22 protein-coding genes are annotated in these 22,116 nt (G+C 57.5%); 16 read left to right on the plus strand and 6 right to left on the minus strand.

The window, feature by feature from the left end; all coding sequences use genetic code 11:
* The 4 genes from murG to VEV40_RS09350 form a co-directional block, all read left to right on the plus strand.
* On the plus strand, positions 1–1,147 hold a 1,147-nt coding region (murG, locus tag VEV40_RS09335), incomplete at its 5' end, for an undecaprenyldiphospho-muramoylpentapeptide beta-N-acetylglucosaminyltransferase (RefSeq protein ID WP_324831845.1).
* Positions 1,148–1,210: 63 nt separating this feature from the next.
* The gene (locus VEV40_RS09340; RefSeq protein WP_324831847.1) at positions 1,211–1,555 is read left to right on the plus strand and encodes a PadR family transcriptional regulator; all 345 of its coding nucleotides are present in this window, start codon (positions 1,211–1,213) and stop codon (positions 1,553–1,555) included.
* Positions 1,555–3,255: a permease prefix domain 1-containing protein gene (locus tag VEV40_RS09345; RefSeq protein WP_324831849.1), complete on the plus strand. Its 1,701-nt coding sequence runs from the start codon at positions 1,555–1,557 to the stop codon at positions 3,253–3,255. The genes VEV40_RS09340 and VEV40_RS09345 overlap by 1 nt, the downstream gene beginning before the upstream one ends.
* Before the next feature lie 68 nt (positions 3,256–3,323).
* Positions 3,324–4,226, plus strand: coding sequence for an FtsX-like permease family protein (locus VEV40_RS09350; protein ID WP_324831851.1), 903 nt, complete (start codon positions 3,324–3,326; stop codon positions 4,224–4,226).
* 72 nt (positions 4,227–4,298) lie between these two features.
* Here VEV40_RS09350 and VEV40_RS09355 read toward each other — a convergent pair whose 3' ends face one another.
* Positions 4,299–5,150, minus strand: a complete 852-nt coding sequence (locus VEV40_RS09355) for a hypothetical protein (RefSeq protein WP_324831852.1) — start codon at positions 5,148–5,150, stop codon at positions 4,299–4,301.
* Between the two features lie 272 nt (positions 5,151–5,422).
* Between VEV40_RS09355 and VEV40_RS09360 the strand changes: the two genes are divergently transcribed.
* Positions 5,423–5,995 (plus strand): hypothetical protein, encoded by a 573-nt coding sequence (locus VEV40_RS09360; protein WP_324831853.1) that lies wholly within the window; start codon positions 5,423–5,425, stop codon positions 5,993–5,995.
* Here the strand turns inward: VEV40_RS09360 and VEV40_RS09365 are convergent.
* Positions 5,992–7,200, minus strand: a complete 1,209-nt coding sequence (locus VEV40_RS09365; protein ID WP_324831855.1) for an SGNH/GDSL hydrolase family protein — start codon at positions 7,198–7,200, stop codon at positions 5,992–5,994. The two genes, VEV40_RS09360 and VEV40_RS09365, sit on opposite strands and share 4 nt — an antisense overlap.
* 117 nt (positions 7,201–7,317) lie before the next feature.
* Here VEV40_RS09365 and VEV40_RS09370 point away from each other — a divergent pair, with 117 nt between their 5' ends.
* The 11 genes from VEV40_RS09370 (at position 7,318) to VEV40_RS09420 (ending at position 15,505) form a co-directional block, all read left to right on the plus strand.
* Positions 7,318–7,920 carry an HAD family phosphatase gene (locus tag VEV40_RS09370; RefSeq protein WP_324831858.1) on the plus strand — a complete coding sequence of 201 codons (603 nt, stop codon included), beginning with the start codon at positions 7,318–7,320 and terminating at the stop codon, positions 7,918–7,920.
* Positions 7,921–8,002: 82 nt separating this feature from the next.
* The gene (locus VEV40_RS09375) at positions 8,003–9,196 is read left to right on the plus strand and encodes an acyl-CoA dehydrogenase (RefSeq protein WP_324831859.1); all 1,194 of its coding nucleotides are present in this window, start codon (positions 8,003–8,005) and stop codon (positions 9,194–9,196) included.
* 34 nt (positions 9,197–9,230) lie between these two features.
* Positions 9,231–10,208, plus strand: a complete 978-nt coding sequence (meaB, locus tag VEV40_RS09380) for a methylmalonyl Co-A mutase-associated GTPase MeaB (protein ID WP_324831861.1) — start codon at positions 9,231–9,233, stop codon at positions 10,206–10,208.
* 67 nt (positions 10,209–10,275) lie between these two features.
* Positions 10,276–10,683, plus strand: a complete 408-nt coding sequence (gene mce / locus VEV40_RS09385; protein WP_324831863.1) for a methylmalonyl-CoA epimerase — start codon at positions 10,276–10,278, stop codon at positions 10,681–10,683.
* Positions 10,684–11,331 carry a tRNA (adenosine(37)-N6)-threonylcarbamoyltransferase complex dimerization subunit type 1 TsaB gene (gene tsaB / locus VEV40_RS09390; RefSeq protein WP_324831865.1) on the plus strand — a complete coding sequence of 216 codons (648 nt, stop codon included), beginning with the start codon at positions 10,684–10,686 and terminating at the stop codon, positions 11,329–11,331. It abuts the gene before it with no gap.
* Complete coding sequence (gene rimI, locus VEV40_RS09395) at positions 11,328–11,807, plus strand: ribosomal protein S18-alanine N-acetyltransferase (protein WP_324831867.1); 480 nt, start codon at positions 11,328–11,330, stop codon at positions 11,805–11,807. Before tsaB ends, rimI begins: the two co-directional genes overlap by 4 nt.
* A 72-nt stretch (positions 11,808–11,879) precedes the next feature.
* On the plus strand, positions 11,880–12,095 hold the full coding sequence (locus tag VEV40_RS09400; RefSeq protein ID WP_324831869.1) for a YdcH family protein: 216 nt from the start codon (positions 11,880–11,882) through the stop codon (positions 12,093–12,095).
* A gap of 113 nt (positions 12,096–12,208) precedes the next feature.
* Complete coding sequence (locus VEV40_RS09405) at positions 12,209–12,877, plus strand: phosphatidylserine decarboxylase family protein (protein ID WP_324831871.1); 669 nt, start codon at positions 12,209–12,211, stop codon at positions 12,875–12,877.
* 29 nt (positions 12,878–12,906) lie between these two features.
* Positions 12,907–13,707 (plus strand): CDP-diacylglycerol--serine O-phosphatidyltransferase, encoded by an 801-nt coding sequence (pssA, locus tag VEV40_RS09410; protein WP_324831873.1) that lies wholly within the window; start codon positions 12,907–12,909, stop codon positions 13,705–13,707.
* Positions 13,707–14,762 (plus strand): Asd/ArgC dimerization domain-containing protein, encoded by a 1,056-nt coding sequence (locus VEV40_RS09415; protein WP_324831874.1) that lies wholly within the window; start codon positions 13,707–13,709, stop codon positions 14,760–14,762. The genes pssA and VEV40_RS09415 overlap by 1 nt, the downstream gene beginning before the upstream one ends.
* 17 nt (positions 14,763–14,779) lie before the next feature.
* On the plus strand, positions 14,780–15,505 hold the full coding sequence (locus VEV40_RS09420) for a hypothetical protein (RefSeq protein WP_324831875.1): 726 nt from the start codon (positions 14,780–14,782) through the stop codon (positions 15,503–15,505).
* Here VEV40_RS09420 and dgt read toward each other — a convergent pair.
* The 4 genes from dgt to VEV40_RS09440 all read right to left on the minus strand — a co-directional run.
* Positions 15,502–16,653, minus strand: a complete 1,152-nt coding sequence (gene dgt, locus VEV40_RS09425; protein ID WP_324831877.1) for a dGTP triphosphohydrolase — start codon at positions 16,651–16,653, stop codon at positions 15,502–15,504. The genes VEV40_RS09420 and dgt overlap by 4 nt on opposite strands.
* 5 nt (positions 16,654–16,658) lie before the next feature.
* Positions 16,659–18,737, minus strand: coding sequence for a tetratricopeptide repeat protein (locus VEV40_RS09430; protein WP_324831878.1), 2,079 nt, complete (start codon positions 18,735–18,737; stop codon positions 16,659–16,661).
* Positions 18,738–19,047: 310 nt separating this feature from the next.
* Positions 19,048–20,631 (minus strand): bifunctional phosphoribosylaminoimidazolecarboxamide formyltransferase/IMP cyclohydrolase, encoded by a 1,584-nt coding sequence (purH, locus tag VEV40_RS09435; RefSeq protein WP_324831880.1) that lies wholly within the window; start codon positions 20,629–20,631, stop codon positions 19,048–19,050.
* 88 nt (positions 20,632–20,719) lie between these two features.
* Positions 20,720–22,116: PAS domain S-box protein (locus tag VEV40_RS09440; protein WP_324831882.1), on the minus strand; the 1,397-nt coding region annotated here is incomplete at its 5' end.

The raw sequence follows: 22,116 nt of genomic DNA on the forward strand, positions 1-22,116 counted from the left end.
GCGGAACATCGCTCTTCATCATGCTGGCGCTGATGGGCGTACTGCTAAATATCACGCGGGAGATCGAGTAGCTGCTGTGCGCGTGTTGATTGCAGGTGGCGGCACAGGCGGCCACATCATGCCGGCGCTGGCCATTGCCGATGCGCTTCAGAAGCAGTATCAGTCAGAATTACTTTTTGTGGGCACTCCGCGAGGGCTGGAATCGCGTCTCGTGCCGCAGGCCGGACATCGGCTGGAGTTAATCCAAGTTGGCCAGCTCAAGAATGTCAGCCTGGCCACGCGTGTACGCACCATGCTCGATCTGCCGATGAGCGTGCTGCACTGCCGCAAACTGCTGAAGCAGTTCCACCCGAATGTGGTGGTTGGAGTCGGCGGATACGCTTCCGGGCCGGCGATGGTTGCGGCCATTATTGCGCACATTCCCACGCTTGCGGTCGAGCCGAATGCCTTTCCCGGCCTGGCGAACCGGCTCGTGGGCAAGCATATTTCGGCGGCGGCAGTGAACTTCGAGCCAGCGCTGAGATTCTTTCGCAACGCGCAGGTGACCGGCATTCCGGTTCGAACCGAGTTCTTCAACCTAAAGCCGCGTCCGGAAGATGCTCCGCCGCACCTGCTTATCTTCGGCGGCAGCCAGGGCGCGCGGGTGCTGAACCGGACGATGCCGCAGATTGTCGCGCGCCTGCTCGATGCTATTCCCGGTCTGACAATTCTCCATCAGGCTGGATCGCGTCATGCCGAGGAGACCCAGGCGGCATATACGGCGAGCGGGACCGACCCAACTCGCTGGCAAGTACATGCATTTCTCGACGACATGGCGAAGCGTTTCGAGGCAGCCGATCTGGTGCTATCCCGCAGCGGCGCCAGCACTGTAGCTGAAGAGATGGCCGCAGGCAAACCCGCTCTGCTTGTGCCATTTCCGGGTGCAGCCGACGACCACCAGCGTAAGAACGCCGAGGTGATGGCTGGAGCAGGGGCTGCAAGGATGCTGATCGAATCTGAGATGACTCCGGAGAGGCTGCTTGAATCTCTTACAGGTATGCTCAAAGATCGGGCTGAATTGCGCTCGATGGGTGATCGAGTGCGAATACTGGCTCATCCTGATGCAGCAGCCCAGATCGCAAAAATGACAGCCGGCCTGGCTAAATAACGCCCCCTTGACATTCGACAAGAGAAGCGAGTATTTCTTTTGTCGAATATCGAGGGGTAAGAGGTGGCGTCGTCTGCAGAGCTGCTGCAAGGGACATTGGATCTTCTGATTTTGAGAACGTTGGCGATGGGGCCGATGCATGGGTGGGGCATTGCCCAACGCATTCAGCAGATCTCACGGGAAGTGCTTCAGGTCGGACAGGGATCACTCTATCCGGCGCTGCACCGGCTTGAATACAGATGCTGGATCGTTGCGGAATGGGGGCCCTCGGAGAACAATCGCCGGGCAAAGTATTACTCGCTTACATCTGAGGGCGAGAAGCAGCTTGAAGCCGAACGCGGGCAGTGGGAGCGGATGACGGCGGCGATCGCGCTGGTGCTCAATCAGGCTGAGGGTGAGGCGCAGTGATGTTCATCCATTTGCGCGAGCTCTGGATCAAGCTGCAGTTTTTGCTGCGCCGCAGGAACATGCCTGAGATTGATGAAGAACTGCGCTTTCACATCGAACGGCAGACAGAGTTGAACATTGCCGCGGGGATGACGCCGGATGAGGCGCGGCGGCAGGCGCTAATTGCGTTTGGTGGAATCGAGTCTGCGCGTGAGTCATGCAGCGAGGCACGGCCCGGCTGGTTTCTGGACACGCTGCGGCAGGACGTGCGCTATGCGCTGCGCGGCTTCGGGCGCAATTCCGTGTTTGCCATAACTGCTTTGGCGACTCTGGCGCTCGGGATCGGCGCGACGACGGCAGTCTTCAGCGTGGTGGACCGGATTCTCTTTCGGCCATTGCCGTATGCGCACGGCGATCGGTTGGTGTCGATAGGACTGTCGCAGCCTTTGGAGAAGCAGGAGTTCACGCTCGGCGGTTTTTACTATGAATGGCGCGACAACCAGAAGCCGTTCGCGTCGATGACGTTTGAGCAGGGAGCGCACGAATGCAACCTGACTGCCTCGAATCCTATACGACTGCATTGCGCTGACGTGGCCGCCAACTTCCTGCCGACGCTGGGTGTGGCTCCGGTGCTCGGACGAAATTTTCTGCCCGAGGAAGATGTACCGAATGCGCCGAAAACAGCGCTTATTTCCGATGCGCTGTGGCTGGCGCGCTATAACCGCTCGCGGGATGTTCTGAACAAAGAAATAGAGGTCGACGGCAAGCCGACGCGCATGATTGGCGTGCTTCCGCCGGATTTTGAAATGCCGAGGCTGCAGGCAGTCGATGTTCTACGGCCAGCGCAGATGGATATCGCGGCGCAGCACACGGTCAATGCCGGCATTGGAGAGCCGATGTGGGCCTTTGCGCGGTTGAGGCCGGGTGTGAGCATTGCGCAGGCCAGAGAAGAAATGGGCCCGATTTTCCGGCATACGCAACAGTGGATTCCGGCGCAGTTCCGGCAGCAGTTCCACCTGGAGATACGTTCCGTTCGCGACCGCCAGATGCAGGACGCGTATCGCGCTGCGTGTGTGCTGCTGGGCGCGGCGCTGGCTGTGATGTTGATTGCATGCGCCAATGTGGCCAGCCTGTTTTCCGCGCGCAGTGCAGCAAGAGAGCGCGAGCTTGCTGTGCGCTCGGCGCTGGGCGCGAGCCGGTTCCGGATCATCCGGCAAACACTGACAGAAGCGCTGCTGCTTGCTATAGCTGGAGCAGCCGCGGGGTGTGGGCTGGCTGAGATTTTATTGCGGGTGTTTATCAAGATCTCGCCATCCGGCGTTCCGTTTCTTGCTGGCGCGCGGCTCGATTTGCGGATTATTGGCTTTGCCGTTCTTCTTGCGCTCGTGTGCGCGGCGATCTGCGGCGTGGCTCCGGCGTTAGAAAAACCGCGCTCGATTGCTCTCTCGGCGCGAACGGCGAATTCGGGGGCTCACACGCGGATGCGGCGGTTCCTTGTAGTTGCGCAGATTGCGGTGAGCGTTGTTCTGCTTTCGGGTGCGAGCCTTTTTATTCGAAGCTTCAGGAATTTGCAGCGCGAAGACCTTGGAATGCAGACGAAGAATGTACTGACCGTGCGGATTCCGCTGGTGGATTCGCGCTACCAGGGAAACACGGCGTATATGGATTTTTATCTGCGCGTCGAGACAGCAATGCGTAGTTGCCGGGAGTGCGGGGGGTAAGCATCAGTGACTCATTGCCGCCGGATGGGAACAGCTGGCATGGTGGTTCGCGGTTAGGGGATTTCTATGTGCTGGGAAGGCCGCCAATTCCACCGGAAACCGGAGGCACACTCGTGAGGCGGCTGGTGACGCCCGATTATTTTCGCGTGCTGAATATTCCCATTCTGCAGGGGCAGGGATTCACTGAAGAAGAGCGCAGCGCGAAGGGCGATTTCATGGCCCTGAGCAAGCGGCTGGCTGAGAGGCTGTTCCCCAAGGGCGATGCGGTCGGGCAGCACATTCAGTTTGCGAATTATCGCCCATATTTTGCGATTGATGGCCCTGTATTTACGGTTGTGGGCGTAGCCGGCGACGTGAAGAATGACGGGCTTGCGGAGCAGGATGAGCCTGAATATTACGAATTGTGGAGTAACCATCATCCGGAAAGCTGGAGCCGGCATTGCGTATTTTTGGTTGAGACGAACCTGCCGTCTTCGGTAATGGCTCAGTGGTTGCGAATCCAGATTGCGAAGCTCGATCCGACGGCGCCGGTAGAGGTTGAGCCTCTGACAGAAACAGTGGAGAGGCTGGCAGACCGGCCACGTTTTGAGACGGCTCTGGTCGGTTTCTTTGCGGCTGCCGGATTGCTGCTGGCAATCGTAGGGCTTTATGGAGTGGTTGCATTTCTCGTGGCGCAGCGGACGCAGGAGATCGGAGTCCGCATGGCGCTGGGCGCGACGCGTGGGAATATTCTGCGGCTTGTGTTGGCGAAGGGAATGGTGCTGGTGCTGGTTGGAGGATTTATCGGGCTGGGAATTGCGTTTGCTGTCTCACGTCTTCTGCGAAGTTTGTTGTTTGATGTGAGCGCTCATGATCCGGCTTCGTATCTTACGGTTGTACTGGTGCTGAGTGTTGTTGCCCTGGCGGCGAATCTGGTTCCGGCCCTGGTGGCTACGCGCGTGGATCCGAATGTTGCGCTGCGATATGAGTAGTGCCTACCGAGTTTCAAGCAAAGAGAAAGGCCCGCTCCTGCTGAACGGGCCTTCTGTTATTTTGGAGTCAAATTAGCGGTGACCACCGCCGCCGTGAAATCCTCCACCTCCACCACCATGGAAGCCTCCACCTCCGCCATGGAAACCACCGCTAAAGCCACCTCCACCGTGGAACCCACCACCTCCGAAGCTATGGGCACTGGAGCCACCGTGGAATCCGGAGAATCCACCACCGTTGTAAGCGTGCATTCCTGATGAGCCGCTGAAGCTGTGGACCCCGGACGATCCACTATATCCATGGAAGCCGGAAGAACCATTGAAGCCGTTGTATCCACGGAACCCAGTGCTCCCGTTATAGGCGCTGCGGTAGCCGGTCGTACCGATGGAGCGCGCTCCGCCGTTCAAAGGCGAGCGGCCATAGGCTCCGCCGTTACGGTAGCCATTGTTGAATCCACGGTTGTAACCATTTACGCTGCCCGTCGAGGGTGGATGAGTCACGCCGTAGGCTCCGCCATTGCGATAGCCATTGTTGAATCCGTGACTATAGCCGTTGCCATACCCATTGCCGTAACCGGCGCGATAGCCGTATCTGCCGCCGTAATAGGGATGTCCCCATCCCCAACCGCCCCACGGATGGCCCCATCCCCAACCCCACGGGCGTCCATACCAGCCGGCATACCAGGGGCCAGCGCCGATGAAGACACCTCCAAAGAACCAGTCAGAGCCGTAGTAGCCGTAGGGAGCACAAGCGTAAGGATAATAAGAGTAGTAGCCCCAGGTGCAGACAGGCGGCCCGCCAACATAGACCGGAGCAGGATAACCAATCGCTGGCCCGATGCCGATGCCTACAGAAATCTGGGAGTGTGCAAAGGCAGCGGGCATGATGAGAACCGTAAGCAACGCAATAGAACGAAGAATCCGCATAAACTGAAACTCCCCGTCAAACTGCCGCCAAACGTTTCTGGGCGGTCAGTTGACGTCCTCCGGATGCCCACACGGCAGATACCGGAACCTCTAACTATTTAAAACACGTTGCCGGGCAAAAGTTGCGGCCATGTGTTTGAAACGTTACGGCATTCAGGCCGGGAAAGATATGGTATTTTCCTGTGATCAACAGGATTTTTGCCGCCCGCAATGCGACCCGGCTACCCGCAGCGTGCTAGATTGACGGGCAGGGACAGAATAGGAGATTTGAAATGGCGGCCGGGCTACCCGACATAAGCAGCAGGTTCACATTCCGCAACTGGACGCTGGGCGGGTGCTTCTTTAAAGAAGCGGCGGGCGAGCTTGGTGTGCCAGGACAGGTGATGAAGCATCGCGATGAAGATGCGCAAGAGGAACTCAGTGAGGGTTCAGGGGAGCATGCCGGGCATATGATCGGCATCCAGTTTGGTGCGCCGGGCGGCATTGAGAACATGGGCCTCCAGAATCCCAACATGAATACTTATGCACGCAAATACCTCCAGAATGCTTTTCGTGGCAATGGAGGGTCCTATTACAAACTCGAATTGGACTGGAAGAAAAAGCTGCAGAGCGGGTCGCGAATCTGGGTTGTGGTTCAGGACAAGTATCAGCTCGGCGAGGAGCGCCCCTTTACGCGAACGGTGCAGTGGACCGAGACGAAGGGCAAGCAGACGGAGTCGCTGACGATTGAATTTCCGAACTTCAGTTCACCGCAACTGCGTAATGCCAGAGGCGAGACGCCCGGGCCGGTAACAAACGGCGGCATGGGCGCCACGGTCATTCCTCTGTTTGGGCGAAAACCTTAGTGAAATAACGACAAATCAATCGCATCGCCCATCGCCTTATATCCGGCATCTTTGGGATGCAGATGATCGCCGGAATCATAGTCGGGCAGGAACTGGTCAGGATGAGCCGGGTCCTGCGTGATCTTGTCGAAATCGATCACGCCATCGAAGACGCCGCTGGTCCGGATCCACTGGTTATAGGCCTGGCGCACCTGCTCGCCCTGCGGTGATGAGTAGCCGGTTGGGAGATACGGCGTAAGCGTCGCGCCGAAAACTTTGATGCCGTGCTGGTGCGCGCGCGTGACCAGTTGCGATAGTCCGAAGATGAGGTCGTCGGCTGTAATTTTGTCGCCCGGCTCGCGCGGCTCTTTGAGGCGGCCGATGTCGTTGATGCCTTCAAGAATGATGAGGTACTTCACGCCGCTCTGCGCGATCACGTCGCGGTCAAAGCGGGCCAGCGCGCTGGGGCCGTATCCGTCATGCAGAACGCGGTTGCCGCCAATGCCTTCATTCAGGACGCCGAGGTTTGCCGTCTTCTTGTCAGCCTGAAGTCGCGCGGCCAGCACATCGGGCCAGCGGTGGTTGGCGTCGCGGGTCGAGAGCGCGCCGTCGGTAATGGAATCACCAAAGGCCACGATAGCTGCGGCGGCCACGCCGGACTTCACGTCGATTCCCTTCACGAAGCACCAGGAGTCGATAGGGCTGGAGTTGTCGGCGGTCGGAGCGGCGGTGGCATCGCCGCGAAGGATGTAGTTGGTCGAGTCGCCAAAATCATGACAGGTGGTGTGGCGGATGTGCTGATCAGGCAGATACACGCTTACAACCAGATCAGAGAGCGGCGCAGCCTGCATCGTGACCGGATCGCTTACGACAAACGCGCCGGCGGGAATTTCGACTGTGGGACGCCCGTTAAAGGTGAGCGCATGGTCGGAACCGGTCTGAATTGCCCCACCGCCGCCTGCGCTGACGGCGACATGCGCTGCGCCAACTTCAAGCGGCTCCGTGCCGAATTCATTGGTGAGCTGCACGCGCACAGCGCTTCCGCCGAGGCTGATGTGCATAATGTTGCGATACGTTGTGTTGCCCGGCCCGGCCTGCGCATAGTTCACGGCTGACCCAACCGGCGAAGCCGCCCACGTCCCAACCCAGTTTGCATTTGGCGTTTGCGCCAGCGCCGTAAGGCCGCCGAGCGCAAGAAAAGCCAGCGCAAAAAAATTCTTCTGCATTTGTCCCCTCAACCAGGAATGTATTTTGGTTCGAAATGAGTGTATGACGTTCTGAAGCGTTTACGCGAACGTGAGGGCGTCGCACTCTAAAATAGAAGCAGAGGAATCCATATCAAGATGAAGTTGAAATTGCCTGAAGGCACATTCAAGGCGTATCTGTTTGACTGCGACGGCACCATTACCGACTCGATGCCGCTGCACTACATCGCGTGGAAGAAGGCGCTCGGCGAGTGGGGCTGCGACTTTGATGAAGACCTGTTCTACGCCTGGGGCGGCATGCCGGTAGCTGAGATCATTTCCACGCTGAACCGACAGCGCGGATTGCAGATGCCTGTTGATGAGGTCGCGCATCGAAAAGAATCGCTCTACTACGAGATTCTTCCGCGATTGACCTCCGTTCCTGAAGTGCTGGAGCATATTGAAGACCAGTACGGACAAATTCCTTTTGCGGTTGTTTCCGGCAGCACGCGTGAATCGGTGATGGCTTCTCTGACGGCGCTGAATCTGCTTGACCGTTTTGAGACGCTGGTCTGCGCGGGCGATTACCAGAAGACCAAGCCCGATCCGGAATGCTATCTGCTCGCCGCAGAAAGGCTGGGCGTAGCACGGGAGGACTGTCTCGTTTTTGAAGATGCCGAAATGGGCATTCAGGGAGCTGCTGCAGCTGGGATGGCATCGGTGAGAGTCCCCCTGCCGCGGGAGCGCGGCGTTCTGGTGTGAAATGACCGAGCGACAAACCTCCAACAAAAGTGCTACCATCACAGGTTTTCGCTCGATTCATTTTTCGCATGGAGTCATCTACATGAGTTCGCAGGCCACAGCGCCCGACGTAACCACCTATCCCTTCAAACTTACCGAGGAACAGGAGCATCTGCGCCGAGAGATTCGCGAGTTCGCGCACCGCGAGATTGCGCCCAACGTCTCCCGCTGGGACGAGGCCAGCGAGTTTCCCGCCGATGTCGTGAAGCAGCTTGGCCAGATGGGATTGATGGGTATGATCTTTCCTGTTGAATACGGCGGCGCCGGCTTGGGCTATGTCGATTACATGACCGCGATTGAAGAACTCTCGGCGGTTGACGGATCGGTGGGCATCATCGTTGCCGCGCACAATTCGCTTTGCTCGAACCACATTTTTCTCGCTGGAAATGAAGAACAGCGGCGGAAATACATTCCGAGACTAGCCAGCGGCGAATGGCTGGGCGCATGGGGACTGACCGAGCCAAACTCCGGCTCGGACGCAGCGGGCGCGCGGACAACCGCCGTCCGCAAGGGCGGCAATTGGGTGCTGAACGGCAACAAGACCTTCATCACCAACGGCCATTACGCGGATGCGGCCGTCGTCATCGCCGTGACCGATAAGACACAGGGCACGCATGGGCTCTCGGCATTTGTGGTGGAAAAAGGGACGCCCGGGTTCCGACCCGGGAAGAAGGAAAACAAGCTTGGTTTGCGCGCCAGCGATACCTCAGAGCTGATTTTCGAGGATTGCGAAATTCCGGCAGAAAACCTGCTGGGCAAGCTGGGCGAGGGCTTCATCGACTCGATGCGCGTTCTCGATGGCGGGCGCGTCTCGATTGCGGCATTGTCGCTCGGCATCGCGCGCGGCGCTCTCGAAGCCAGCCTGCATTACGTGAAGGAGCGCAGGCAGTTCGGCAAGGCCATAGCCGAATTTCAGGGCGTGCAGTGGAAATTGGCCGACATGGCCACGGAACTTGACGCTGCGCGGCTGTTGACGCTGCGAGCGGCGGTATTGAAAGACGCGGGCCAGCGCGTGACGCGCGAATCGTCGATGGCGAAACTTTACGCGAGCGAGGTTGCGGTGCGCATCTGCGACCAGGCAGTACAACTGCACGGTGGCTACGGCTTCATCAAAGATTATCCGGCGGAGAAATTCTACCGCGACGTGAAGCTCTGCACCATTGGCGAAGGCACCAGCGAGATCCAGCGCATGGTAATCGCGCGCGAGATTCTGAAGGTGATGCCGTCGCGGGGCTAGGTGCAGTCCGCATTCAACTATGATTGCTTGCTAGATGCGCAAAACTCTTCCGAGCGCTGAGCAGGACGTTGCACAACTCATCGACCGTCTTCGTTCTGGAGATGTGCGCGCCCTTGCGCGCGCCGTCTCTCTGGTTGAGAACGATGTTTCATCCGCAGCCGAAGTCCTGTCAGGATGTTTTCCCTTTAGCGGGCGGGCACTACGCATCGGCGTCACCGGCGCTCCCGGTGCGGGCAAGAGCACGCTTGTTGACAAACTGGCGCGGCATTATCGCAGCGCTGGCATGACGGTTGGCGTGATTGCGGTCGATCCCACCAGTCCGTTCACCGGCGGCGCAATTCTCGGCGACCGCATCCGAATGCAGGAAAATCTAAGTGATCCGGGACTCTATGTCCGCAGTATGGCCACGCGGGGATCGCTCGGCGGGCTTGCGCGGACCACTGCCGATGTAGCTTCGGTCATTGAAGCCAGCGGCAAAGATGTCATCCTGATCGAGACCGTCGGCGTTGGTCAAGACGAGATCGACATCGTGCGCCTCTCGGACGTGACTATTGTCGTGCTGGTTCCAGGCATGGGCGACGATGTGCAGAGCCTCAAGGCGGGCATTATGGAGATTGCCGATCTCTTCGTCGTGAATAAGGCCGACCGCGAAGGCGCTGACCGCGTGGAAAAAGAGGTGCACGCCATGCAGTCGCTGGCGGGAAGCCACAGCGGCTGGGTTCCGCTGGTTGTAAAGACAGTAGCTACGACCGGCGAGGGAATCGACAGGCTCGTCGCGGCCATTGTAAAGATGAAACAATGGCTGGAGAGCGATGGCCGCATGGAAGCGCGCAGGAAGAAGTACTGGAGTGAGCGCATCACGGAAATGATGCGGCACGCGCTGATGCGGCAGGCGCGTGAGCACGGACTGAGCGATGCTGAACTTGAAAATCACGCAGAGCAAGTGACCAGCGGGCGCGAGGATCCTTATAAACTGGTGCCGGAACTGGTGGCGCGGGTGATGAAAGCTTAAAAAGCAGGTCCTTCCCCTTCGCTACGTTCAGGATCAAGATGACAAGATGTAGTTAGAAATGGAAGTCATGACCAAGATCGACCATCTCGGAATTGCGGTCAAAAGCATCGCAGCGGCGCGCGGTTTTTACGAATCGCTCGGCTTGAGCGTCGCGCAGGTGGAGACGGTCGAGCACGAGAAAGTGCGAGTGGGGATGGTTCCCGTCGATGAAAGCCGCATCGAATTGCTGGAGCCGACGACGGAAGATTCGCCAGTAGGCAAATTTCTGGCGAAACGTGGCGAAGGTCTACATCATGTTGCGCTGCATGTCGATAACATCTCGGCTACGCTCGAAGCGCTGAAGGCGAGGGGCGCACGACTCATCTCCGATGAGATACAGATCGGCGCGGGTGGGCACCTGTATTTCTTTGTGCATCCATCAAGCGCCGGAGGCGTACTGCTTGAAATCTGCCAGGACCGGAAACCGGCCAAATAGATGCTGTTAGCTATCGACACCTGTGGAAGTACGGGAACGGTCACGCTTGCTCGCAGAGACGACGGGCGCATCACTGTGCTTGGAACGGTGGAACTAGCCGGGAAGACCTACTCTGCCATGCTGATGCCGCGTCTGCGCGAATTGCTGGAAACGCATAGCATCTCTCTGCGGGAAGTCGAGGCGATTATCGTCGTCAACGGACCGGGAAGCTTTACCGGCGTACGCGTCGGCGTAAGCGCAGTGAAGGGACTAGCTGAAGTCTTTGCCACTCCGGTCGTTGCTGTTTCGCGTTTGCAGGTGCTGGCGGCCAAGGCGCAAAAGCGCTATGCCGCGCTCGATGCGGGCCGTGGCGAGTTTTATTTCCGCGATGATGAACTACCACGCGAAGCGCTCCTGTCACTGAATGAGTTGCACGATGAACTGCAATCGCCTGCCCAGTTGACTGTCTGCGAAGACAGGACCGCGGCGGTCTTTCCTGGAGCACAGGTGGTAATGCCACCGACAGCATCAGATGCCCTCATCGTTGCCATGCCCCGGCTGCTTTCTGGAGAATTCGACAACCTCGCTTCACTCGACGGAAATTATCTGCGTAGGTCGGATGCCGAAGTGAAAGAAAAGCAAAAATCTGGCGCACTGGCTCGGCAATGAGCTGCACTATCCGACGCATAGCCGCAGGTGACATCGAAGCGGTATTTGCCCTAGCTGAGGAAATCCCCGGGGCGCCACGCTGGAGTCCTGATGACTACAGCCGTTGCATCTCCGATAATGAATCAGGCTTGCTAAGACGCGCCGGATTCATTGCAGAGACCGACGGCCATCTGCTTGGATTTTCCATCGGGAAGCTGGTGGCAGAAGTCTGTGAACTGGAATCGATTGCCGTCTCCACAGAAGCGCGAGGGCAGGGAATTGGCCGTGCTCTCTTTGAAGAAGTGATCGGCTGGGCGCAGAGTAACGAAGCCATCCGTATTGAGCTGGAAGTCCGCGCCTCAAATACCGGAGCCATAAAGCTTTACGAACAATTCGGCCTCAGTCGCGAAGGGTTGAGGCCAACATACTACCACTCTCCGGAAGAAGATGCGGTCTTGATGGGCAAAAATCTAAAGCCAGTGGAAAACTTTAGCTGAAAAACGCATTGCCACCGGGCTTCCCAGGTGCTAGTTTGTTCGTCTTAGAGTGTTATGCAGGAGGTATGTTCCATGGATATGGAAACGTTCGGGTCCCCGAATAGTGAGGTCATTCACCATTTGCAAGAGCAGCACCGGCACTATTCGGAGAAACTGGAAAGCCTGCTCCAGAAACCCTACCTTTCAGCCGAGGAACAACTCGAAGAAGTCCGACTAAAAAAGCTCAAATTATCCATTAAAGATGAAATGGAAGCGCTGCGTCACGGCGTCTTCCATCATGTAGCATAAAAAACTGCCGCGCTGGGTTTCTGCCTCTTGGCAGGCAGAGGGTGAAGTATGCTGTCTGTGGCAATCCTGAGTAAAATTGGCCGCGAAAATTTATAATGAGAGAATTATCTCTCATGGTTCGTGACGGTTATCTCTACGGCTTGACCCTGCTGGCGGTTGCCGCGGCAGTGTATTTTCTTACCGGCGCAGGAGCGTGGGCGCTCATTCCGGTCTTGCTGGCGGCGTTTTTTCTCTGGTTCTTCCGCGATCCTCGCCGAACGATTCCTCAGGGCGAGGGCCTGATTGTCTCTCCCGCCGACGGTAAGCTTACTTCCATTGAACATGTCATAACGCCGTCGGGCGAAAGTCTGCGCCTCAGCATTTTCCTCAGCGTCTTTAATGTTCATGTGAACCGCTCGCCGATCTCCGGCACGCTGCGCGAAGTGCGCTACCAGAAGGGCGAGTTCCTCAACGCGATGAATCCCGAATCAGCGGCGAAGAACGAGCAGAACCTGGCCGTGGTTGAAAGCGACGACGGTCACGAAGTTTCTTTCAAGCAGATTGCCGGCCTGCTGGCGCGGCGCATCGTCTTCCGCCCTAAAGCGGGCGACCGGGTGGAGCGCGGCGAGCGAATCGGCATGATCAAGTTCGGCTCGCGTGTTGACGTGCTGATGCCTTCCTACGCGGAGCTGCGCGTGAAGATCGGCGACAACGTCAAAGGCGGATCGACTATACTCGCCCACATTCCCGATATGGTTGCCGAGCCGATGCTGGCTGAGTTGGAAGTGGAGACGCTGGTTTGACACCGGGCGCAAGGCGGCGCAGACGCGGCATGTATATCCTGCCGTCGCTGTTCACGGCAATCAACATCGCCGCCGGCTACTTTGCCATTACACAGAGCCTGCAGGGATCCGTGCAGGAGCCGCACCATTTCGACTGGGCCGCGCTTGCCATCGGCTTCGCCATTCCATTTGATGCGCTCGATGGCCGCATTGCGCGCATGACCAACACTACCAGCGAGTTCGGCAAAGAACTCGATTCACTGGCCGACGTCATCACCTTCGGCGTAGCGCCCAGCATTCTCGCCTTTACCTGGGGCTTCCATACGCTGCCTGTCATGGACAACCCGGCGCATCGGCAGCAGATTGTGCAGCTCGGCGCATTTGTCTGTTTTCTCTTTCTCCTCTGCGGAGCAAGCCGCCTGGCGCGCTTCAACATCAGCGTCAATCCGGAGCCCAAGAACCCCGGCCGTCCGGGGCGGAAATACTTCGTCGGCATGCCCATTCCGGCAGCAGCGGGCGTCATTGTTGCCGTGGTGCATTTCTTTCGCGGCATTCCGATATCAATCTGGTGGGTATCGGTCATCTGGATGGCCCTCGTCGGGTTGACTGGCTTCCTCATGGTCAGCACCTGGCGCTTCTGGAGCGGCAAGGAGATCAACCTAGCCAACCGCCATCCCTTTCAGTGGATGGTGCTGATCGGGCTGGTGCTCTATGTGCTCGTCTTCTTTTCACAATATGTGCTGATTCTTATGGCGCTCATGTACATGTTCTCCGGTATTCTGGCGCGAGTGGCGTATTCGTGGCGGCGTGGCCGAAGACTTCTCCCATCTTCTACGGGTCCGACAAACTGATGCCAGATACATACAAGATCGCAATCGTGGGCGCAGCCTCTCTGCGCGGCAAGGAATTGAATGACTCTCTGGGCGACTCGCCCTTCGGCTCGGCGGACTTTCTGTTGATGGACGACGAGGCCGCGCTCGGCCAGCTTGAATCCGTCGGCGACGAAGTGACTTTCATTCAGCGCATCGAGCCCAGTTCATTCGCCAAAGTCGACTTCGCCTTTTTCGCCGGCAGCCAGGAAGTGACGCGCAAGCACTGGCATAGCGCGCACAAGGCCGGCGCCAGTATCATCGATCTGAGCTACGCGCTTGAGAGCGAGCCGAAGGTGCTGGTGCGCGCGCCCTGGGTACAGGACGCCCAGCGCGAAGAAGCAAACGGGGCCACCGAAGCCGCTCCCGATCTGCAGACGCCGGCTGTAGTGCCCGCGCATCCGGCAGCGCTGGCGCTGGCGCTGCTGCTGCTGCGCGCGAAGAGCGTCGCCGGCGTGAGCGCTGCTTCAGCCACGGTGCTTGAGCCGGCCTCAGAATATGGCCGTGCTGCATTGGACGAACTGCACCAGCAGACGGTGAGCCTGCTCAGTTTCCAGTCATTGCCCAAAGACATATACGACGCGCAGGTGGCCTTCAATGTTTTGCCGTCGCTGGGCGAATCAGCCAAGGCGCACTTGGGCGCGAGCGAGGCGCGCATCCGCCACCATTACGATCTGCTTTCGGCAGGACACTTGCCCGAAATCGCCATCCAGCTTCTGCATGCGCCGGTCTTTCACGGCTATGGCATTTCTTTATCATTGACCCTCGACGAGCCGGTAAGCCTGGAGCATCTGGAAGCCGGACTGAATGGCGAGCATGTTGACGTCGTTCTCGGAGATTCCGACCCGCCAAGCAATCTCAGCTCCGCTGGACAGGACGACATTCTCGTTCGCGCCCGCACAGCAGGCGGCAGCGAGCTCGCCACGCGCCGCTTCTGGATATGGGCTGCGCTCGACAATCTGAAGCTGACAGCAACGAATGCCCTCGCCTGCGCTCAGGAATTGCGCAGACTAAGGCCACATGGGAAGGTGCAGTAGCTGTCATTGTCAGGTTTATGGCTGAAGATACTACTAAACTGTTCGCAACTCGTTCCGAGCGATACCCTCAACCCAGTGATACCGACAAGGCGCGTGATGCCCTCGAAAAAATTGTTCAGCAAATCCCGGTTTTAGGACCGGCTACGGTACACGTGATTGCACAATTTCTCGTCCCTGGAGTGGAGCGGAGGCGTGAGGAGTGGTTCAAAGAGCTTGCGGATGATTTCGACTGCCTCAAAGAGAAGGTCAACGGGTTTATTGAGAACCTAGCGCAGAACGAGGCCTTCGTGACTGCGACGATCCAAGCAACTCGAATTGCCATCGGAACACATCAGGCTGACAAGCGGCGCCTGCTCCGAAATGCCTTGCTCAATATTGCAACCAGTACTGCTTTCAGTGAAGATATGCAGCACATCTATCTTCAATGGATTGAAGAGTTTACTTCGTCACATGTCAAGATCCTCCATTTTCTTTGGACAGCGGTTTCCCGACTCGCCGCTGCAAATGGAGGTACTTTGCCCAGGGGCAGATCATTTCAAGACGTCCTTGATGAATCGGAGCCGGATTTCCGAAACAAGGGTGAGTTGACGGGCCAAATTTTGAATGATCTGAAGTCTCGAGGGCTTGTAACAGGTCCGCAGAGCATGAACTTCCCCTTTCCTCAACAGGTGGTGACAAATCAGGGAGGTAATTTCTTGCAGTTTGTACTACGCCCGGAAGATATCCCAAATAACAGATATTAATTCCCCACAGGTGCTGCATTGGGGCCATCACCAATAAATCTTTCATACTGATCCAGAATAAAGTTGTCTGTCATGCCGGCAATGTAATCAGCAACCACGCGCGGCGCGCCTTCCTGCTCCACAAGAGAAACGTAGCTAGGGGGTAGCAGCGATGGATCGCGCGTCCACGCTTCAAACAATTCTGAAATCACGCGCGCTGCTTCTTCATGGTCGCGGATTAGTTCGGCGCAATTGTAGAGATTCGCGTAGAGATAGCGCTTGGCTTCGAGGCGCAGTTCTTCCATCTCGGGAGAAAAAGTTGCCAGCCGGTGCGGGGCATTGCGAATGCCTTCAAGAGTTGTGATCTCGGCAACATTGACCTGCCCGCATGTCTCCGCGATTAGGTCATCGACCAAGGCATTTAACACGCGCTTCAGCGCCTCGTTAAAGACCAATTTGCTGGGCGCATCAGGATACTTCGCCGCCATCGGTACATGGAAGCGCTCGAAGAGCCGGACATTCCTGCGAATGTCTTCGAGATTGAGAATCTCCGCTTCCATGCCATCGTCGAGATCGGCGGTAAGATACGCAATCTCATCAGCGAGGTCGATGATCTGCGCCTCCAGCGGAGGGCGCTGGTCGAGAGAATACACGCTCAGTTCCGGATGTTCTGCGGCGGAATAATCACGCGAGTGCTTGATGATGCCTTCGCGCACGGCCAGCGTCAGATTCAGCCCGCGAAATGCCGCATAACGCAGCTCGAAGTGTTCAACGATGCGCAGAGCATGAAGGTTGTGGTCGAAGCCCAGGCCGTGCCCGCGCAGCGCGTCGTCCAGAGCGCGCTCGCCCGCATGACCAAAGGGCGGATGGCCGATATCATGTACCAGCGCCAGTGATTCGGTGAGGTCCTCATTTAACCCTAGAGTGGACGCAACCGTGCGCGCAATCTGCGCCACTTCCATAGTGTGGGTCAGGCGGCTGCGGAAGTGATCGGAGTAGCGGTGGGTAAAAACCTGCGTTTTGCCTGCGAGACGGCGAAAGGCGCGCGCATGAATGATGCGTCCGCGATCGCGCTGAAATGGAGAGCGGTACGGGTGCCGCGGCTCCGGGTAAACACGCGCCGCAAGTGGGCCATTTTCAGCGACTCTGCAGCCTGCGGGGAGTCGCATCGCCGCTATTGCTTGCTGGTGTTCGCTAACGCGCCTGAAGATTCCTTCGCCAGGCGAACTCGCGCGCTGTCGAGCTTCTTCTGCACTTTGCCTACATCACCGGGATCGGCATCCGCGGATACGGTCTTCGCATATTCATTCAGCGATTGCTCCCACTGTGCCGCGGCCAGCTTCAGGCGGTTGGTCTTCTCGTACAACTCGCCGAGATGATCATGCACGGTCGGGTCTGTGCTGTTGCGCGCGACTGCTTTCGTCAGGTTTTCTTCCGCAGGCGTGTACTGTCCCATCTTGTAATAGGCCCAGCCGAGCGAATCGAGATACGCATAATTCTGCGGATCAAGCTCGACCGCCTTCTTGATCATCGTTAACGCTTCATTCAAGCGCACACCGCGGTCTGCCAACATGTATCCGAGGTAGTTGAGCGTGAGCGCATTGTTTGGATCAATGGAAAGCAGCTTGCGGAACTGCGCCTCGGCCTCGTCATAATGCTTCTGCCGTTCTTCAAGAGCACCGCGCAGAAAATAGGTGTAAATCTTGTCATCCGGCTTGGTCGAGAGCGTGTCGGCCTTGTCGATGGCGTCGCCCGCGTCCTTCCAGCGCTTCAACCGCGTGTACATTTCGGCAAGCCGCAACTCAACTGTGCGCTGATCGGCCGGGGAGGCGCCGTTGAGCATGCCTTTGGCCATGTCGATGCCTTCATCGACTTTGCCTGTGTCAGTCAATTGGCTGGCGAGCATCAGCTTGGCGTCGCGGTTGGCGTCTTTGTCTTTTGCGGTTTTTGCGACGGCATCGCGGGCCGCTGCCGTGGCCTTGTCGTACTCATGCGCGTCGCGGTAAGCGTCGACGATGTTCTGATAGCCACGCAGCGTGTAGTCACCGCCCATGTCGGCCATCTTCTGGTACGCACCCACGGCCAGGTCAGTCTTGCCCTGCTCGCGGTAGACGTTCGCCAGCCGCTCAAGAAAGATGGCGCGGTTGTTCTTTTCGCCGTCGGTATACTGCCCGGTTACATGCTCTGAATCGCTGACCAGCTTTTCCAGAATTTGCGAGGCCTGGTCGTACTGACCTAGAGCATCATAAGTCAGCGCTTCGTTGAAATTGATCTCAAGCGAATCGGAAACCAGGTCTTTAGCCTTCTTCAGCGTTGCCAGTGCATCTTCGTACTTGCCCTGCCTGCGTTCAATCTCGGCAATGCGCAGCAGCGCTTGTGGATCGCTGGTATCACCAGCAGCTACATCTTTAAAGGACTTCAGCGCAGCATCGTCCTGGCCGGCATTCAGCTGCGCCTGTCCCAGGGCGCGTTCCACGTCCAGATTGTCCGGCTCGAGATCGAATGCCTTCTGGTATGCATCCAGCGCGTTCTTAGTATCCTTAAGCTGATCGTAAGTCTGCCCCAGCGCGTACAGCGTCTTGGGTGTCTGGTCGTCGTCCGGCAGCGCTTTCAGTACTTCAATGGCCCGCTTGTTGTCGCCCTGCTCGCTGTAAAGCCCGGCAATATTCAGCACCACGTCTTCAGAATCGGGATCGATCTTCTGCGCGGCTTTGAACTGCTCTTCGGCGTGCGCCGAGTCGTGGTTCAAGGTGTAGAGGCGGCCGAGAAGCAGTCTGTTCTCGGTGTCGTTCGGCTCCAGCTGCACAATCCTGGCGTACTCGTCGATGGCCAGCTTCATCATCTGGTCTGACGGCCCGCCATTCTGCATATTGCCCAGTGACCGGAGATAGATGCGGCCCAGCAGTTTGTGGGCTTCAAGGTTGTTGGGATTCTTCTTGATCTCTTCCTGAGCAGCCGCAATGGCGTCGCGCACACGTCCGGTCTGGAAGTAAAGCTCGGCTAAATGCGCATTCAGGTAAGGCGAATCAGGATCGGCGTTGAGCGCGAGCTTATATTCCTCAATGGCACGCGTGGCGTAATCGGGACGGCCGTAGGTGGTGGCCATCTCTTCATATTCGTGCGCCAGCGTGTAGTGATAGTAGGCAGCCGAGCGATCAGGTTTTTGCGTGGTTTGGTCAGTGGTAGGCGCGGGAGCTTTGCTCTGCGCAAACGTAGGCTGGCAGCAGGCGGCAGCAAGGGCCAGCGTAGCCACAGTAAGGAGTCGATGACTGCAAACGAAAGGAACCGTGCGAGTTGGTTTCAAGGAGAACCCCTGCCAGTGGCTTGCGGCACTGAGCCGTTACGACCCATGCAACTTAGCCGAAATACATTGATAGCCGCCTGGATGGAAGAGGCGGCCATCTCACTGTTCTTAAGACGATTGTAAACCTGAATCGGCTGCAAAAGGCAGGGAAACAGGATACAGCGCACAGGGTACAGGGCACAGAAAAGCTAGACTGTTGCCGCCTTCTGAGTTCACCGATAAATTTAACGCTGTACGCTGTGCCATGTTTCCCTGTAATTCAATGCCGGAAATGGCGCATCCCCGTGAAAACCATGGTGATGCCCAGTTTGTTGGCGGCGGCTATCACCTTGTAATCATTGACCGAGCCTCCGGGCTGAATTATGGCCGTAGCCCCTGCGGAGACAGCAGTTTCCAGCCCATCTGGGAAAGGGAAGAACGCATCGGACGCTGCCACACATCCCGCCAGCGGCAAAGCTGCTTTCATCGCGCCAAATTTGGCTGCGTCTACGCGGCTCATCTGCCCCGCGCCGACTCCGATGGTCTGCCCGTTCCGCGCGTAGACAATGGCATTCGACTTCACATGCTTGCAGACGCGCCAGGCAAAAAGCAGCGCGGCGAGTTCGTCCTTGGTTGGTTCGCGCTCGGTCACGATTTTCAGCTCGGAAGCCGCAACATGCCCGTGGTCGGCATCCTGCAGGAGCAACCCACCGGATACCTGCTTCACCACGCGCGGCGTGTTCGCCGGATTCACTTCCACGAGACGCAGGTTCTTCCTGGCGGCAAAACGGGCACGCGCGCCCTCGGTGAATGACGGCGCAGCAATCGCCTCGACAAAAAGCTTGGCTATCTCCTCCGCAGCGGCCTCGTCCACTTCGCGATTGATCCCAATGACTCCGCCGAAAGCAGAAACCGGATCCGCTGCCAGAGCCTTCTTGTAAGCCTCAAGAACGGTTGCGCCTGTCGCAGCGCCGCATGGGTTCGTGTGCTTAATGATGGCGACGCCCGGCTCGTCAAACTCCTGCGCCAGTTCCCAGCAGGCGTCCAGATCGACCAGGTTGTTGTAGCTCAATTCCTTGCCTTGAAGCTGCTTTGCGCCCGCCACGCCCGTACCGGAGCCGTCGGCATAGAGCGCCGCTTTCTGGTGCGGATTCTCGCCATAGCGCAGACCCATGGCCAGCGGATAGTTGACGCGCAGCGCTTCAGGGAACGCCGCCGTCGCCGGGTCGGCGAACTGGACCGGAGCTTCCGCCGGATCAGGCGACCATATCTGCTCGAGCGTGTTAGCAATGGCCGTATCATAAGCCGCGGTTACGGCAAAGGCTTTCTTCGCCAGCCGCCAGCGCGTCTCGCGGCTCAACGAGCCATTGTTTGCGCCGAGTTCTTCAGCCAGGCCTGCATAGTCGGCGGGCGAGGTCACAATGGCGACATCCTCGAAATTCTTGGCCGCAGAACGCACCATCGATGGTCCGCCAATGTCGATGTTCTCAATCACCTCGGCAAACTTCGCGCCCGGACGCGCCGCGGTCTTCTCAAAGGCATAAAGGTTCACCACCACCATGTCGATCGGCTCGATACCGTGCTCTTTCACCGCCGCCACATGCTGCGCGTTTTCGCGGATGTGCAGGATGCCGCCGTGTACCTTGGGATGGAGTGTCTTGACGCGTCCATCGAGCATTTCAGGAAAGCCAGTCAACTCGGAGATGTCGCGCACCTTGAGGCCAGCCTCGCGCAGTGCCTTCGCGGTGCCTCCAGTGGACACAAGTTCAATGCCATGCTTCGCCAGTTCCCGGGCAAAATCCACCAGCCCGCTCTTGTCGGTGACACTCAAAAGCGCGCGCCACACCTGTTTGTTGCTGCTCAAAACCGTGCTCCTTGGAATGAAAGGGTGAAAGTCGATTGTAAGCGAAGCACGGGAGAGATTGTCATGCACGCCTTTGCAATTAGCCGGCTTACGCCTGTGAAACCGGCAGGCAAAAGCTGATCATTGTTCCCGATGGGCTGGATTCGCGGCTGCGCAGGTGTATTCGACCGCCGCGTTTTTCCAGAAGCTCTTTGGTGATCCACAGTCCGAGGCCGGTGCCAACCTCTTTCTTGGTGGTGAAGAAAGGGGTAAACAGCTTTCTTCGGATCTCATCGGCTACGCCGATGCCATTATCGGCAATCGTGAATCGTATCTCCGGCTGGCCTGTCTTGAGATTCCGGCAAGCGCGCGCGCGAATAATAATCCTGCCACCGTCTTTTGAGGCATCGAGGGCATTGGCAATCAAATTGGAGAGGACCTGTTTCAACTCCCCCTGCCACGTGCATATTTCAAGCATGGACTCGATCTGCCGCTCGACGTGTAAATGCTTGTATTCGAACTTGCGCTGATAAATTTCAAGCACATCCTCGACCACGCGGAAGACCTCCAGCAGAACAGGTTGAGACGTGTCGCGGTAAAAACCCAACGCCTGTTGTGCAATATGAGCTGCCCTCTGAAGCTCGCGGTCAGCAGATTCCAGATAGCACTTTACTTCACCTGAAATCTCAGGGCATTTTCGCGCCAGATAGATAAAGTTTGTGACGCCTTCAAGCGGATTATTGATTTCATGAGCGATGGTGGCGGCCAGGCGCCCTACCGATGCCAGCTTTTCCGTTGTATGCAGGGCATTTTCCAGCTTCTTCTGCTGGGTAATATCGCGAAGAATTTTTGCCGCGCCCGCAATTTTTCCGCGGCGGTTTTTGACCGGCGAGATTGTAAGAGAAACATCGAGCCGCTCTCCGCTTTTGTGAAGCCGGACTGTTTGAAAGTGCTCGATTCTTTCGCCCGCGCGGATTTTCGACAGGATCATCGTCTCATCCGAATGCAGTTCCGGCGGAATGATCGTGAGGATTGGTTTTCCGATCATCTCCTCCGGTTTATAACCCAGAATGCGCTCGGCGCTGCTGTTCCAACTGGTGATGATTCCATTCAGGTCCTTGCTGATAATCGCATCATCGGAGGACTCAACAATGGCGGCCAAATGGGATGAGGACTGCTCGGCCTGCTTATTGTCTGTGATGTCCGTGGTGAAGCAGCGGGTATGAACAAATTTCCCGTGACGCATGAAGACATTGGAATCTATGCGGACATAGCGGAGTGAGCCGTCCTTGCACTTCATGCGCGTTTCATAATCATGCAACTGCTCGTTACGGCTCAGGCGTTGCAGTATATCCTCAATCACTTCTCTGTCAGCATGAAACTCAGAGATGTGATGGCCGATGTACTCATGCGCCTCATAGCCGGTGAGCGACAATTCAGCTTTGTTGGCCCACAAAATCGTGCCATCAGCGGCAACCCAGTGCATGCCGATCGCAGCATTCTCAA

It is taken from the genome of Alloacidobacterium sp., from assembly GCF_035631355.1.
Classification (GTDB): domain Bacteria; phylum Acidobacteriota; class Terriglobia; order Terriglobales; family Acidobacteriaceae; genus Alloacidobacterium.

Bases quoted from the DNA above. Each gene is read 5' to 3' on its own strand.
- VEV40_RS09345 (WP_324831849.1), top strand. From the start codon at position 1,555: ATGTTCATCCATTTGCGCGAGCTCTGGATCAAGCTGCAGTTTTTGCTG.
- VEV40_RS09355 (WP_324831852.1), bottom strand. From the start codon at position 5,150: ATGCGGATTCTTCGTTCTATTGCGTTGCTTACGGTTCTCATCATGCCC.
- VEV40_RS09360 (WP_324831853.1), top strand. From the start codon at position 5,423: ATGGCGGCCGGGCTACCCGACATAAGCAGCAGGTTCACATTCCGCAAC.
- VEV40_RS09365 (WP_324831855.1), bottom strand. From the start codon at position 7,200: ATGCAGAAGAATTTTTTTGCGCTGGCTTTTCTTGCGCTCGGCGGCCTT.
- VEV40_RS09370 (WP_324831858.1), top strand. From the start codon at position 7,318: ATGAAGTTGAAATTGCCTGAAGGCACATTCAAGGCGTATCTGTTTGAC.
- VEV40_RS09375 (WP_324831859.1), top strand. From the start codon at position 8,003: ATGAGTTCGCAGGCCACAGCGCCCGACGTAACCACCTATCCCTTCAAA.
- meaB (WP_324831861.1), top strand. From the start codon at position 9,231: ATGCGCAAAACTCTTCCGAGCGCTGAGCAGGACGTTGCACAACTCATC.
- mce (WP_324831863.1), top strand. From the start codon at position 10,276: ATGACCAAGATCGACCATCTCGGAATTGCGGTCAAAAGCATCGCAGCG.
- tsaB (WP_324831865.1), top strand. From the start codon at position 10,684: ATGCTGTTAGCTATCGACACCTGTGGAAGTACGGGAACGGTCACGCTT.
- rimI (WP_324831867.1), top strand. From the start codon at position 11,328: ATGAGCTGCACTATCCGACGCATAGCCGCAGGTGACATCGAAGCGGTA.
- VEV40_RS09400 (WP_324831869.1), top strand. From the start codon at position 11,880: ATGGATATGGAAACGTTCGGGTCCCCGAATAGTGAGGTCATTCACCAT.
- VEV40_RS09405 (WP_324831871.1), top strand. From the start codon at position 12,209: ATGGTTCGTGACGGTTATCTCTACGGCTTGACCCTGCTGGCGGTTGCC.
- pssA (WP_324831873.1), top strand. From the start codon at position 12,907: ATGTATATCCTGCCGTCGCTGTTCACGGCAATCAACATCGCCGCCGGC.
- VEV40_RS09415 (WP_324831874.1), top strand. From the start codon at position 13,707: ATGCCAGATACATACAAGATCGCAATCGTGGGCGCAGCCTCTCTGCGC.
- VEV40_RS09420 (WP_324831875.1), top strand. From the start codon at position 14,780: ATGGCTGAAGATACTACTAAACTGTTCGCAACTCGTTCCGAGCGATAC.
- dgt (WP_324831877.1), bottom strand. From the start codon at position 16,653: ATGCGACTCCCCGCAGGCTGCAGAGTCGCTGAAAATGGCCCACTTGCG.